Genomic DNA, 14,385 nt, shown 5'->3' with positions numbered 1-14,385 from the left:
TCTGCTTAATCTCAAATATTTTCATCATTTGAAGTTTGTCTTTTCTAAACTCAGCACTGCTGAGCCATTTCTTGCTGCTTAGTCTAAACTCCAGTCTCAAAGATTTAGCGTATAAAAGCGGACAAACCATTTATCAAATTAAGCACTCTTTGCTATCAAATTATTTAGTTGAGCAACTAAAACGTCCGGATATTCCTATGTTTATTGTCTAGTTGTTTGGCGCTTGGCACGGCTGCGCCGCGCCCTCGCTTGTGACAGTTGCGTAAGTCCTGGACATGAGTCATTTTGCCGTTTTTACCAAAATTTTTGTAGCCTCGTATTTTGGCAAAGGTATTGAAGTATGTAAGCTTTTTCTGTCAGGGCACAAGTGACATCTGGGAACTCTACCGTTAGAGCTACAGACCCAAGAAAGCATTATTGCAATGCTTTTGAGGAGGCTATTCTTTTATACTACGAATGTAGTATTTTATTTACATAATGTCAATTGTTGGGATAGATCGGGCAATTGTTGTTGATGCAGTGTCATGGAAGCCATCACCCGACAGCATTGCCATGTTGGGCAATTGCACTACCCAAACACCCTATCTACGCAAGCGATTCCCCATTGCCCAAACTTTGCCAATAGTTTTTTAATCACAATCTGTAAAGCAGGATCATCATTTCAACACTCGTAAAGAAACTCTTTTGCTGGTTTTTCCCCAAAAATCTCTGCCATCTTCAGCTTTTCCATCCACTCTTGTCGCGCATTTTACCTTGCAACTATCGCCTCATGCGACCATTTTTCAGCATTTGGCACGAGCGCGGCAAAACCAGTACCTTCTCTACGAGACGCACTCGCATTCGCTCAGTGACCACCTGCCTCCTGCCTCCTTCACGACTTTGTTTTTAACAGGACTTACGCAAACAATAGCTGAAACCCTTATTTTCACCTAGGGGCAATTCATAAATTGCCCCTACAACGTCTACTTTTGCATAAGTCCTATTTAATTAAAAAGTATTGAATGCAGTTGACAAATTCTTCTAATTCTAAAATTAAATTAGTAGTACCTTTAAGGTCTTGATCGTTAGCTAGTTGTTCTAATTTGTCAGCTGCTAAGTACATAGCTGTGGCTCCAATGTTGGCACTAGCTCCTTTAAGGTGATGAGTTTGTCGCGCTATTTGCCCAAAGTCATCAGATGCGATCGCTGCTTTAATTATCTCTAAACGGGGTTTAGTATCTTCAACGCATATTTGCAATAGATTTAATTCAAATTCTTCATCATTTCCTGATATTTGATGCAAGTGTTCCCAATCAATTGCTAAGTCAGTGGAAACTGTCTGTTCATACACAGCTGCTTCTTGTTGGGAAACGATCACACCTGTCCAATGCTCTAAAGTCTCAGCCAATTTTTCTTTAAATACTGGCTTACTCAAATAGTCGTCCATTCCGGCATTTAGACACGTTTGTTCGTCTTCTTTCATTACATTAGCTGTCATCGCAATCACTATAGGACGATGACCCAATGCAAAAGTGTCCTCTTGCCAACGATGAATTTCTTTTGTGGTTTCCAAACCGTCGAGAATTGGCATTTGGCAATCCATTAAAATCAAATCGTAAGGAATTTTTTCTAATAGCTGCAAAACTTCCTTTCCATTGGCAACGACATCGGCTTTATAGCCCAAACTCTGGAGTTGCTTTAGTGCTACTTTTTGATTCACCAAATTATCTTCGGCTAAGAGAATTCTTAACTTGGATTTAGTAGAGGAGTTAGGGGAAGAAGTCAGAATACCTGAAGTTTCTGTACTCGGAATTTCTTCTGTAGCCTCTAGCCTCCTGCCTCTAAACCCTTGTTCTGATTCCGGCTGAGTTTCTAAAATATTTATGATGGCATCAAGGAGTCGTGATGGCTTAATGGGTTTGACTAAATAAGCAGCAAATCCGATTTTGAGTGCCTGTTGCACTTCATCCCGTTGATTAGTAGAGGCGAGCATAATCAAAGGGATCTTAGCAATTGCAGAATTGGCTGGAATTTGTTCTTTTATTGTCATGCCATTTGTTTGGGCTATTTGCATATCAACCAAGGCAACATGATATAATTTCCCCTGCTCACTAGCTTGCTGAATAACTTTAACGGCGGCAGCAATACTGTCAGCTCGATCTACCTCTATTCCCCAATGAGTAGCTTGATGGGAGATAATTTTATAATTAGTAGCGTTGTTATCCACTACCAATAAGCGGCAATTTTGCAAAAGTCTGCGTTCGCATTTTGGCTCAACAAGCTCAACTTGTTTGGTAAAAAGCACCTCAAACCAAAACTTAGATCCTTTGTCCATCTGACTTTCTACCCCAATCACTCCTCCCATCAAAGTTACAAGTTGTTTACAGATGGCTAATCCCAAACCAGTACCACCATACTTGCGAGTGGTCGAAGCATCCACTTGGGTAAATGGCGTAAAGAGTTTGCGTTGGTCTTCAGAGCTAATGCCAAGACCTGTATCTGTAATGGCAAAATGGATGGTGGCTGTAGTCGAGGAAAGCGAACGCAATTCGGCTTGCACTAATACTTCGCCAGCGCTGGTAAATTTGATCGCGTTGCTGATTAAGTTCATCAAAATTTGCCGCAGCCTACCAGTATCTCCTTTGAGTTGGGTGGGGACGTTGCGATCAATCAGTGCGGCAATTTCTAATCCCTTGTTATGGGCTGAGGGAGCCAATAATTCCACCACTTCTTCCACACAAGTGGATAGGTCAAAATCGAGAGTTTCGAGAGCCATCTCTCCAGCCTCAAGTTTGGAAAGATCCAAAATCTCGTTGATTAAACTTAAAAGAGCGTCTCCACTACTCCGAATTGTTTCAATAAAATCTTGCTGTTCTGGGTCTAAGGGAGTATCTAACACCAAACTGGTCATTCCTAATACAGCGTTCATCGGCGTGCGAATTTCATGACTGATATTTGCCAAAAAGGCACTTTTCGTCTGAGAAGCTAATTCGGCTTGGCGACGGGCAATTTCCAGTTCTTGTCGCTGACGAGTTTCTGCTGCTAATAGTTGGGCTTGGGTTAAAGCAATACCTACTTGGTCGGCTATTTGCCGCAAAAGATCAGTTTCAAAGCTAGACCAGTGGTGGGAATCGTCACACTGATGAACTATGAGCAAACCGCGAAGTTCTTCTTTAACAAGAATGGGTACAACTAAATTGACTTTGACCCCAAACTGTTGCATTAATTCCAGATGGCTTTGTTCAACTTCCAGGAGATCCAAGTTATCCAGTCCGAAAATCTTTCCTTGACGGTACTGCTGTAGATAGTACTGTTGGAGATATTCTGCTTCAAAGTAGGGGGCGGTGTTGTTTTGCTCTTTGATTGCTGGTAAGCCAGAAACTACTGCTTCAATAACGGTGTTTGCAGACTGATCTGGCAAAAGCTGATAGATTAAAACTCGGTCAGTCTGGAGAATCTTTTGTACCTCTTCTGCAGTGATTTGGAGAATTTCTTCGATGTCCAAAGACTGACGAATCTTCAGGGTGATTTCAGTAAATAGTTGCGATCGCAAATTTTGGCGTTGTATTTCTTCTTCAGCCTGTTTACGCTGGATAAATTGCCCTACTTGCTCACCGATAGAATTCATCGCTTTTACTAAATCTTCGTCAAGCGGCTGGATTTCACGATTGAAGCAGGTAATGACACCGAGGATTTTGTTACCGCTGCGGATCGGAAAACCAAAAGCTGCATGTAGTCCTACTTGAGCAGCTATTTTGAAGTTAGGGAAATTAATATCTTTAGCGATATCAGCAATCCAAACAGGTTCAGAACTAGCCCAAACCCGGCCAGGTAGTCCAATTCCTCGTGTAAAGGTGGTTTGCCGCTTCAGTGTTTCAAACTCTTGCATCTCAAGGGATGCTTTATGCCAGATATCGAGAAAATGCAGCACATTTGCTTGCTCATCGACCATCCAAATTTCACCCAAATCCCATCTCAAACTCTCACAGATTCCTTGCAATATTTGGCGAGTAGCTTTGCTAATTGTGGCAGACTCTGCTAGGACGCGGGTTGCAGCATATTGTGCAGTCAGATGCTGTTGTGTTCGTTTGCCATCGGTAATGTCAATGCCAGTGCCAACAATGTATTCAACACAGCCCTCATAGTCTTTTAAAATGGTATTCGACCAGGAAATCAGCCGCCGATTACCATTCTTCATTACCCAATAATTTTCGTACTCATTGGGGAATTGATCAGTTAGCAATTGCTCGAAAACTGCTTTGACCGGCTCTACTTCTTCAGAAATGAGGAACAAGTTCCAAAAATACCTACCCCTCACCTCATTAAAGGAGTAACCAGTTATTTGCTCACAAGCTTGATTGAAACGAACGATTTGCCCTTGAGAATTGAGAACTATTACCAACGCGCCAACTGTATCAAGGACTGCTGAGGTAAAGTTGCGTTCTTGATTTAAGGTTTCTTCTGTCCTCTTCCGTTCTATAACCTCACGATAGATCAAGTAGTAGACTATAGCAAGAACGATAAAACTTAGGCTTAAAGCGATCGCCAGTATCACAATTGTGTTCCGAGTCCAAGTCTTTGCTGCTTGTGACTGCTGTCGGATTCGTCCCCTGTCCTCGTTTTCCATCTCATTGATCGCCTTGCGGATATCATCCATGAGATTTTGTTGGTCGTTTCTCAGCAGTACTTGCAACGCCACCTCTAATCCCTTGTTCTGGTGCAAGTCGATAGTCTGTTTTAATTCAGTAAGTTTAGCCGTTATCAGAAATTCAAGCGTTGCAATCTGCTTTTGTTGATTCGGTTGATCTGCTGTTAAATTCTTCAGCTTGGCAACTCCTTGATCGACGTTACCAAGTGCTGTTTGATACGATTTTAGATAAAGTTTTTCTCCAGTGAAGATGTAACTACGTTGTCCAATCTCAGCATCCTTTACCTGGGACAGTATTTTCTCTAGGCTGTTAATTTTTTTACAGGTATTTTTTACTATACTGTGATTAAAATTATTAAATACTCTTGTATTTTGATAAGAAACTACCCCAATCAGAACTAAAATTATTGACGATAAACCAAAACTTGCTGCAATCTTTTTGAAAAATTGCTTGCCTACCATCTGTGCCTGTTTGCCTTTCTTGGTAACAAGTACCAAACTGGCTAAATTTCGGCGCAATTCCAGTTGCTTAATGACTTGACGACCTAAAGTTCGTAATGCCTCTATTTGTTCTGGGTTAAGTTCTCGTGGTACGTAGTCAATTACACATAGGGTTCCGAGGGCGTATCCTTCAGGGTTTGTTAGAGGTACACCAGCATAAAACCGAATATTTGGATCAGATGTCACCAGTGGATTTGTAGCGAACCGTTCGTCATCTCTTGCATCAGGCACGACCAGAATATCAGGCTGGAGAATGGCATGGGCACAGAATGCAAAATCTCGGTGTGTTTCTGGGGCATCCAAACCGACTTTCGACTTAAACCATTGGCGATTTGTATCAATTAAGCTAATTAAGGCAATAGGAGTCTGACAAATATACGAGGCTAAACGAGTCAGATCGTCAAAGGTGGCTTCTGATCGCGTATCGAGAATCTTATACTGCAAAAGTGTCTCGATTCTCTGTGCTTCGTTATCAGGTAATGGTGCTTTCATCCTTGAGCCTTATCTACATTCTGGGGAGTAGGGAATAGGGAGTGGGGAGTGGAGGGATAAGGGAGCAGGGGCGCAAGGGGCAGATAAGTAGAGGAGAAGTTGCAGTTTTCCCCCTTGCCCCTTTGCACCTCTGCCTCTTGTGCTCCATGCCCAATTTGGTCAATAAACTTACCTTAATTAATGGCAATAGTTTACTTAAAAGCGTTAGCGTAATTTTACTGAGTTATATGTTATTAAATAATCCGTCAAATGATTAAGTCTCTGCTGTATTTTTTGTGGGCTGGTTTATTGGAAATTGGGGGCGGCTACTTGATCTGGTTGTGGTTGCGCGAAGGTAAGCCGTCCTGGTTGGGCATATTAGGGGGAATTGCTTTAGCTTTCTATGGGGTTATTGCAACTTTACAACCAACAAATTTTGGCAGAGTGTATGCGGCTTATGGCGGCGTGTTTATCGCAATGGCAATGCTTTGGGGTTGGAAGGTAGACGGCGTAACTCCAGACCGCTACGACTTAATCGGAGTATGTTTAGCCTTAGTGAGTGTTTTAATTATCATGTTTGCTCCCAGAAGTTAAGTAAAATTTCTATATTATTTTTTTGACCAATAACTTTTATATTGTTCCCTTTGAAACAGATAATAATCTCACGCAAAATTGCAAAAGTTTTTTTGCAACTAACCTGTCAGAAGCAGGTATCTGGATATCTACGTGTTTATGCGGGAGATATAAAGAAAACTCATGAGGCAGTATTTTGCAACTACATGAGGTATACTTCTCCCCAACCTTTACGCTACTTGCTTCTTTTTTCTCTAAGAGACGATCGCGATCGCGCAGGTTGGGGTATTTCTGTACCTGACATTAGTGTAGCCTCTGTCTTGAACACGCTGTTTGCGTTCGTAGAGAAGTTTAAATCTGCTGTATATTTTGTCTAAATTCTCTGAAAATACTGGTGATACTTGACAATAATTTTAAATTATTACCAGTATTTTGCTTTGTAACAGTAGGTAAATAAAAATTTGGAATTTTATCAGGCTTGCATAAAATACTATTCTTCTCTTTAAAAAAAAAAGATGCAATGTAATGATTGCGTGTTTATACGCTAATTTAAATCTTGGCAACTACAATCCGGTTTATATTTTTGTTAACATTTCAAGAAAATTCGGGTTAAGTAACTTTCAAGACAAAAATGTGTCAATAAAAGTAATCAAATGTAGTTAAGGATACAAATCATTGCTGGTTAGGAAGAAAAAAAAGTGTTGAAGAAAGTTGTGATGATTGGAGCTATCACCCTACTATTTTTAGGAGGGCCGTTGATGGGCAATGCTTTTGCCCAAACCCCAACTGCTGCCCCGCCTACTGCTGATACTGGAGACACAGCATTTATGCTGATTTCAGCAGCACTTGTGCTGCTAATGACTCCAGGATTGGCGTTTTTCTATGGTGGATTTGTGCGATCGCGCAACATCCTAAACACATTGATGATGAGCTTTGTCTTAATGGCGATCGTTGGAGTTACCTGGATTCTGTGGGGCTATAGTCTTGCCTTTGCGCCAGGTTTACCGTTCATCGGTGGATTGCAATGGCTTGGGTTGAATAATGTTGGGTTAGAAATAACTGATTATCTCAAAGGGTCAAACCCGCCGGAAGTCGTCTCTTATGCCGGAACAATACCGCATCAGGCATTCATGATTTACCAAGCCATGTTTGCCATTATCACCCCAGCCTTAATTTCTGGGGCGATAGTAGAGCGGATGAGTTTCCGCGCCTATTCGCTGTTTGTCCTCCTGTGGTCAACCTTTGTTTACGCCCCCCTGGCCCACATGGTCTGGGCAAAAGGTGGATTCTTGGGTTTGTACGGTGGATTAGGTGCCCTCGACTTTGCAGGTGGCACAGTAGTTCATATTAGTTCTGGCGTTTCTGCTCTGGTAGCAGCGATCGTCCTTGGCCCTCGGAAAACCCATCCCGATCGTCTTAGCCCTCCGCACAACGTTCCATTTATTTTGCTGGGTGCTGCCTTGCTATGGTTTGGTTGGTTCGGTTTCAACGCTGGAAGTGCCTTATCAGCTGCCAGTGGAACTTCTGGTAATGTAGTCACAAATTTAGCAACAACAGCCTTTGTTGCTACCAATACAGCGGCAGCGGCAGCAGCTTTAATGTGGCTAATTTTGGAAAGCGTTTTACGGAATAAACCAACCGCCGTGGGAGCAGCGACAGGAGCCGTTGCTGGTTTGGTGGGTATCACGCCCGCCGCCGGATTTGTCACACCGCTATCAGCGATTTTAGTTGGTTTCATCACCGCCTTTGTTTGCTTCTATGCTGTGAGTTTCAAGCATAAGCTGCAAATTGACGATGCTTTAGATACTTATCCCGTGCATGGCGTTGGTGGTACAGTCGGGGCAATTTTAACGGCCATCTTTGCTACGACTCAAGTCAACGGAGGAGGTAAAGACGGAGTACTGCGCGGTAATTTGGGTGAATTGGGAGTTGAACTAGTAGCAATTGCCGTTGCTTATCTAATCGCAGGTGTTGGTACGTGGATTATTCTCAAGATTATTGATGCTACAGTCGGGCTGCGAGTCAAAGAAGAAGCAGAATTGCAAGGTTTGGATATCAACGAACACGGCGAAGAAGGTTACAACTCCGAGTTTGGCGATCGTCCTACTTAGTAATGAGTGCTGAGTTAGTAGTTTGGAGTTAGGAGTTTGGAGTTTGGAGGAAAGAACTTTCTGTTTGCTTCTCCAATGCCCAATGCCCAATTTAAGATTGTGTAATTTGCGATCGCTAGCGTTAAAATTTGATTCAAATAATTGGTAAATTTCGCTAGTCGTGTCTACATCTGCAAAAACCTTTCCTATCTGGGCATTTTTCTCGCTGTTAACCAACGGCATCCTAATGTTGGCGGTCATCCTGCTAATTTGGCAACAGCAGAGATTGGCCGCTTTTTTTGGGATAACGACATCCCCAGAGTCAATTAACCTAAACGACTCACCGCAAATTGCTACACCTGATTTAGGTCGCCGTCACCAACTCACTTATCAAAAGTGGGTAGATATCCTCAACCAAGAAGCCAAGGTCGCTGCTGACCAACATCCTGCGCATTTAACCATCCTGGCGGGAGATTCTCTAAGTTTGTGGTTTCCTCCTGAGTTATTACCCGAAGGTAAAAATTGGCTCAATCAAGGAATTTCTGGCGAAACCAGCAATGGACTCTTGAAAAGATTAAAAATATTTGACCGCACCCAGCCAGAGGTGATTTTTGTGATGATTGGCATTAATGACCTAATTCGGGGGATGAGCAATCGGGAAATTTTAGATAATCAGCGGCAAATTATCAATTACCTACGAAAGACGCATCCCACAGCCCAAATTGTTGTCCAATCAATTTTGCCACATGGCGCAGAAGAAGCAACTTGGAAAGAACGAGATAAACTATTGGCTGTTGCCAATAGTCGCATTCGCGAGTTGAATCAGCAACTGCAAAGCATATCTACCAAAAAAGGTGTCAAATATCTCGATTTACATCCCCTGTTTACCAACAAGCAAGGTAATCTCCGCCGCGAATTTACTACTGATGGTTTACACTTAAGTCCTGAAGGCTATATGGTTTGGCGTTCTGCATTGCAGATTTATAGCGAAATTGAATTAAAACCCCAGCGTCAACCTCCTGCGACAGAAAAAGGCTAAAGCCCAAAAAGAAGTAATATCTTTGAAGACAACTCTGTATCAATCGCGTCTAGGCGCAAGAAAATAAGCAATAGTAATTTAAGTAGACAAATCTAATGGATACAAAAGCTTTTAAGCGCAGCCTCCAACATTCAGAAAATTACAATCGCAAGGGCTTTGGTCATCAAGCAGAAGTTGCCACCCGGTTGCAATCTGAGTATCAGAGTAACTTGATTCAGGAAATTCGCGATCGCAATTACACCCTACAACGGGGTGATGTGACAATCCGACTAGCACAAGCCTTTGGCTTTTGCTGGGGTGTAGAACGGGCTGTAGCAATGGCCTATGAAACCCGTCAGCACTTCCCCACAGAACACATCTGGATTACTAACGAGATTATCCACAACCCTTCTGTAAATCAGCGCATGCAGGAGATGGAAGTAGAATTTATCCCCATTGAAGGAACTAAAAAAGACTTTTCTGTTGTTGGCACTGGTGATGTAGTTATCTTACCTGCTTTTGGGGCTAGCGTTCAAGAAATGCAGATACTTCATGATAAAGGCTGCAAAATTGTTGATACAACTTGTCCTTGGGTTTCTAAAGTTTGGAATACAGTAGAAAAGCACAAAAAAGTCGATTATACATCAATAATTCACGGTAAATATAAGCACGAAGAAACAGTTGCGACTAGTTCCTTCGCTGGCAAGTATTTAATTGTGTTGAATTTGCAAGAAGCAGCTTATGTTGCTGACTATATTATCAATGGTGGCAATCATGAAGAATTTCTGACAAAATTTGCGAAAGCTTGTTCAGCAGGATTTGACCCTGATTGCGATTTAGAAAGAGTTGGCATTGCCAACCAAACTACCATGCTTAAAGGCGAAACTGAGCAAATTGGCAAGCTTTTTGAGCGGACTATGTTACAGAAGTATGGCCCCACTCAGTTAAATCAACATTTCCAAAGCTTCAATACTATTTGTGATGCCACTCAAGAACGCCAAGATGCCATGTTGGAATTAGTGGAACATAATTTAGATTTGATGGTAGTAATTGGTGGGTTTAATTCCTCGAATACTACTCAGTTGCAACAAATTGCCTTTGAGCGAGGAATTCCTTCTTATCATATTGATACTGTTGAACGCCTTAAATCAGAGTATTCCATTGAACATCGGCAATTAAATGGGCAGTTAATAACTACAGAAAACTGGTTGCCTGATGGAGAAATTGTTGTGGGAATTACTTCTGGTGCTTCTACGCCTGATAAGGTGGTAGAAGATGTGATTGAGAAGATTTTTAGATTAAAAGCAACAGCAGCACTGGTTTAACAGTTCTCAGAGGGATTTTCAAATAAAAAACATTCAATTAATTCTTGTGGGGTGGGCATCTTGCTCGCCTGACAAGATTAGATAATTTATTTGTTATTTGTTATAAATTACGCTGATAGAAGTTTCTCTGGTGTATTATACACGCTGGCAATACATCATTTTGCGGCAATAATCCCTGCTTTTAAGGAGATTTACCGTATATTAGCGGCTGGTAATTTTGTATTATTTACTGCCACACTAGAACAAATAAGTAAATCTTGGTTAGTCGAATATTTTCCAGAAGCTATACATAAATCAGCTGAACAGATGCCAAGTTTAGAACAGGTCAGATATACTCTCAATGAGGCAGGTTTTAACTCAGTAAATATCGAACCTTATTCTATTTCTAAAAACTTGCAAGACCTGTTTTATATAGTGGTAAATATCGTCCTGAAATATATTTAGATGAAAATGTCCGGTTTGGAATTTCTATGTTTGCTTTGATAGCTTCTGCTGATGAAATTGCCGCCAGGTGTCAAAAGCTAGCAGCAGATCTCAATACAGGACGTATTACTGAGATTCTCAAAAAGTATGAAAACAATCAGGGAGATTATTTGTTTGTAATTGCCGATAAAGTAGCAACATCAGCTAAAGGGTAAAAGATAATGAGTGAGGTAGAAGAACCCCACCCCCAACCCCCTCCCCACAAGCGAGGAGGGGACTATGATGGACTATGATGTACCTTATATGATTAGGAAACACTATATTTATTCACACATCACGCGCTTTGAAAAAATTATAGATAGCAAGGCCAATGGCTATAAGCAACACTGCATGAATTAGATTTCCAGCAATATGAAGTGTCAGTCCTAATGCCCAAAAGGCAACCAGTATAACAACAATACCCCAAAGTATACTCAACATATATTTGTTCTGAATCAAATCAGTTTTAATTTGTTCAAATATTTTACTCCCTATCTTCACTTTTATTCTATTTGCCCTAAGAAAGATTACTTTGCGCCATCACTCAAAATGACTTGGTATGCTTAATCTTTCGTTACTATTTAATTAGATAAAGATCAGTTAAGAAAAATTGTAGGTTGGGTTAAGCAAAGCGCAACCCAACAAAGCCCAGGAAACGTTGGTTTACCCTTCTCCTTTAGAGACGCTACGTGTAGCTTGCTTCCACGTTCGCGTAGCGTCCCGTAGGGAAGTGGTAGGGGATCTTGCTAGGTTCCTCAACCCAACCTACACAGTTTAAGATTTTTGGCGCTAACCCAAGCGTATTGAGATAAAGGTAGCGGCTGTGGGCTGTCAGTTAACTGCCCCCATCATTACCTCAAACGACAGGACTGCTCTATAGTCGGAGTCTCTTCGAGTCAACTGCAACCGTATAATTGCGTTGTTCCCATTTACTGCTTTCAAACCAGAAAAAGGTAAAGTTGATTGGCTGTTGCTGGTTATCAGAAATAGAAATATCTACAAAATTCACTCCTAACTTTGTGGAAGTAGAAAGTGCATCTTGTGTGGTTTGCCAATTATCATCTGACCAGTGCAATTGAAAAGATGCTAAAGCGTGAATTTGCAATGTTTGACCTTTTTTTACTTGGCTGATTTGTCGGTTAAACTTCCAAATTTCCAATGATTTACACTGCTTTCTTTCGCCTAGATAGCGATTTGCCACCTCTGGAATAAAATCAAACACCTGTCCGTCATGAGTTGACCGTAGCAGCTTGATATACTCTGCGTGCGCCCACATTAAAGGCATCGCTGAACCTGTTGGTTTTCCTAAATACATATAGATATCAGGGATATCTGCCTCATCCCAAACCTGTTCTGGTAGCAAACAAGTGTCTGAAGCAAATCCTTCCATCGCCTTGATATATGTTTTGACATCGCCGCCAGCAGCTAGTTCATAATGTCCTCGCTCTCCTGCCAAGAGAGGCCAAGCGCGTCCCTTACCCCAGCCAATATAAGGACTTCCGTCTTCTTGCTGACCGTAACCATCGTGGTTGTAACGATGCCAACAAGGCCCAATGGGTGTATCTACTTTTAAAACTGCATCAATTACTTTCACAGAATCAACAATAATCGGGTCATTTGGTTTACGAATTCCATAGCGTACTAATTGTAGAAACCCACCATCAACAATTTCCTTGGCTGGAAATTCTGCTGGTTCACCAGAAGGTTGACTGTTGATCAAAACAGTTCCTTGGTTAGGATTTTCGTTAAGTTGAGGATTATTAATATCTGAAGGAGTAATTCGGATATAATGCCGTTTGATCCCAGGAACCAAAGTTCCTTCAGTAGTTACTGTCCAGTCTTCAATGTGAGATTCTAAAAAATCGGCATATTCTTCGATGAATTGTGCTGTTGCTTCATCGCCACGTTTACGAACAAATTGAGCAGCACAGATTAAGGCGGCAATATTAGATGCTAGTGTTGATGGTGAATAACCACTGTTTTCTTCCCAGCGTTCTTGTTGGGTAGCTGGGCCGTGACGAATTAAATAACCCGCCGCCCGCAGAACCATCGGATAAATATCGAATTTTAAACAAGTATTCTGTTGGTGCAATAGCCATGCTAGAAGAATCGGAAATGCCACTTCATCTAGTTGGATACCTTTCCAGTATGGTTCACCATCAACCCAGAAATTTTGGGCAAAACCGCCATCTTCCTGCTGACTAGTTGCGAGATAAATTAGCGATCGCACTGCTGTTTCTGTTTGACCAGCAGCCACTAAACCTGATGCACTACTTACCATATCCCGCGTCCAGACAAGGTGATATCCTCCTTCGTCTTGGTCGTCTTTGGCTTCACCCCAAGGGATAGCAAGGGATGCAATCAACGCACCAGGATAAATTTTGTCTTCATGTGCTAACAACAAACTAATGCTGTTGTGATATAACTTTCCATCATTATAGGAAACATTTTCTAGGGGTCGGATATTGCGGCGCGATCGGTTCCACTGTTCGTTGTATTGCTGCTTCTGCTGTTCAAAAGGAATATTAAGCGACTGAAATAGGGTGGAAATTGCATTATGCGAGTTTGCACCAAACGCCAGTCCTAAAGTAAACTCTTTAGTGCTATCTAGATTTAGTTTTCCAGTTAAAGCAAGATTGCCATTTACAGCACTATCAAACTCCCAATCCATTTGGAAATTGTCAGCTAAATCTGTCCAGCCATCACTTTCACCAACGTAACCACAGGAAAGGCGGGTAAAGGGAACTGTTGCACCTAGTGCCAGCCATGTTCCTTGTTTCTCGGCTATCAGAATACGATGCCCAGCAACCTCTACAGCATAACCATTATTACCCATACCTCCAACTTCCAGATGCGGCGCACACAAAGCATATAAATGGAGTTGGGAGATAAAATCGCTCTCTCCTGTTAATTTTGTGTGCTGTAAGATACAGGAGAAATGCGGGTCGGCAATCACTTCTTTGATTACGGCATAACGTCCTTGTGGATCGGAATTAGTGATGCGGTATCCTAAACCATGAGTCCACATCGGTTCCACTTTGGATTCGAGATGGCGTTTCTCTTCGTGGAAAAAGCTTTTACCATCAGAAATTAGATACTGCAAATCCCGAATTTGGGGTCTGTCTACTGTGGGATGGTAGATTTCAGTGACAATACCGTTCCAAAGAGTAAACCAAATGTTACTAGAGGTAGAGTAAGCTGTTCCGACTCCATCTTTATTCGCTTGAGTCCATCGAGGCTCAATACCCGGTGAGCCAAAAGCTTCTGCTTGACCAATAATCTTTACCATAATTTATTGTAGTGATAAGCTTTGAGTGC

11 protein-coding genes and 1 pseudogene are annotated in these 14,385 nt (G+C 41.8%); 9 read left to right on the top strand and 3 right to left on the bottom strand.

Annotated elements, in window-relative coordinates; translation table 11 throughout:
* Nucleotides 1-95 precede the first annotated feature (95 nt).
* Both V7K60_RS35020 and V7K60_RS02800 read left to right on the top strand, forming a co-directional pair.
* Nucleotides 96-212, top strand: a pseudogene (locus tag V7K60_RS35020) (IS701 family transposase); the annotation flags it as partial.
* 265 nt (nucleotides 213-477) lie between these two features.
* Nucleotides 478-633 (top strand): hypothetical protein, encoded by a 156-nt coding sequence (locus V7K60_RS02800; protein ID WP_334922751.1) that lies wholly within the window; start codon nucleotides 478-480, stop codon nucleotides 631-633.
* A gap of 346 nt (nucleotides 634-979) precedes the next feature.
* On the opposite strand, the gene V7K60_RS02795 is transcribed toward V7K60_RS02800, so the two are convergent.
* Nucleotides 980-5,620: a GAF domain-containing protein gene (locus tag V7K60_RS02795; RefSeq protein WP_334922749.1), complete on the bottom strand. Its 4,641-nt coding sequence runs from the start codon at nucleotides 5,618-5,620 to the stop codon at nucleotides 980-982.
* Between the two features lie 249 nt (nucleotides 5,621-5,869).
* Between V7K60_RS02795 and V7K60_RS02790 the strand changes: the two genes are divergently transcribed.
* The 7 genes from V7K60_RS02790 to V7K60_RS02760 all read left to right on the top strand — a co-directional run bounded on the left by V7K60_RS02790 (nucleotide 5,870) and on the right by V7K60_RS02760 (nucleotide 11,243).
* On the top strand, nucleotides 5,870-6,193 hold the full coding sequence (locus V7K60_RS02790) for a YnfA family protein (RefSeq protein ID WP_334909225.1): 324 nt from the start codon (nucleotides 5,870-5,872) through the stop codon (nucleotides 6,191-6,193).
* A 185-nt stretch (nucleotides 6,194-6,378) separates the two neighbouring features.
* On the top strand, nucleotides 6,379-6,549 hold the full coding sequence (locus V7K60_RS02785; RefSeq protein ID WP_334922747.1) for a hypothetical protein: 171 nt from the start codon (nucleotides 6,379-6,381) through the stop codon (nucleotides 6,547-6,549).
* 339 nt (nucleotides 6,550-6,888) lie between these two features.
* On the top strand, nucleotides 6,889-8,283 hold the full coding sequence (locus V7K60_RS02780) for an ammonium transporter (protein WP_442944326.1): 1,395 nt from the start codon (nucleotides 6,889-6,891) through the stop codon (nucleotides 8,281-8,283).
* A gap of 160 nt (nucleotides 8,284-8,443) precedes the next feature.
* Nucleotides 8,444-9,301, top strand: coding sequence for an SGNH/GDSL hydrolase family protein (locus V7K60_RS02775; RefSeq protein WP_334922743.1), 858 nt, complete (start codon nucleotides 8,444-8,446; stop codon nucleotides 9,299-9,301).
* A 95-nt stretch (nucleotides 9,302-9,396) separates the two neighbouring features.
* Nucleotides 9,397-10,605, top strand: coding sequence for a 4-hydroxy-3-methylbut-2-enyl diphosphate reductase (locus V7K60_RS02770; protein WP_334922741.1), 1,209 nt, complete (start codon nucleotides 9,397-9,399; stop codon nucleotides 10,603-10,605).
* A 90-nt stretch (nucleotides 10,606-10,695) separates the two neighbouring features.
* Nucleotides 10,696-11,049, top strand: a complete 354-nt coding sequence (locus V7K60_RS02765) for a methyltransferase domain-containing protein (protein ID WP_334922739.1) — start codon at nucleotides 10,696-10,698, stop codon at nucleotides 11,047-11,049.
* Between the two features lie 26 nt (nucleotides 11,050-11,075).
* Nucleotides 11,076-11,243, top strand: a complete 168-nt coding sequence (locus tag V7K60_RS02760) for a hypothetical protein (protein ID WP_334922738.1) — start codon at nucleotides 11,076-11,078, stop codon at nucleotides 11,241-11,243.
* A 112-nt stretch (nucleotides 11,244-11,355) separates the two neighbouring features.
* Here the strand turns inward: V7K60_RS02760 and V7K60_RS02755 are convergent, their stop codons facing one another.
* Together V7K60_RS02755 and V7K60_RS02750 are read right to left on the bottom strand one after the other, a co-directional pair.
* Nucleotides 11,356-11,508 (bottom strand): lmo0937 family membrane protein, encoded by a 153-nt coding sequence (locus tag V7K60_RS02755; RefSeq protein ID WP_104909758.1) that lies wholly within the window; start codon nucleotides 11,506-11,508, stop codon nucleotides 11,356-11,358.
* A 433-nt stretch (nucleotides 11,509-11,941) separates the two neighbouring features.
* The gene (locus V7K60_RS02750; RefSeq protein ID WP_334922736.1) at nucleotides 11,942-14,356 is read right to left on the bottom strand and encodes a glycoside hydrolase family 15 protein; all 2,415 of its coding nucleotides are present in this window, start codon (nucleotides 14,354-14,356) and stop codon (nucleotides 11,942-11,944) included.
* Nucleotides 14,357-14,385 lie beyond the last annotated feature (29 nt).

It is taken from the genome of Nostoc sp. (genome assembly GCF_036917555.1).
Lineage (GTDB): Bacteria > Cyanobacteriota > Cyanobacteriia > Cyanobacteriales > Nostocaceae > Nostoc.
The sequence above is the reverse complement of the archived record's forward strand: the minus strand, read 5'-3'. Positions and strand labels throughout refer to the sequence as shown.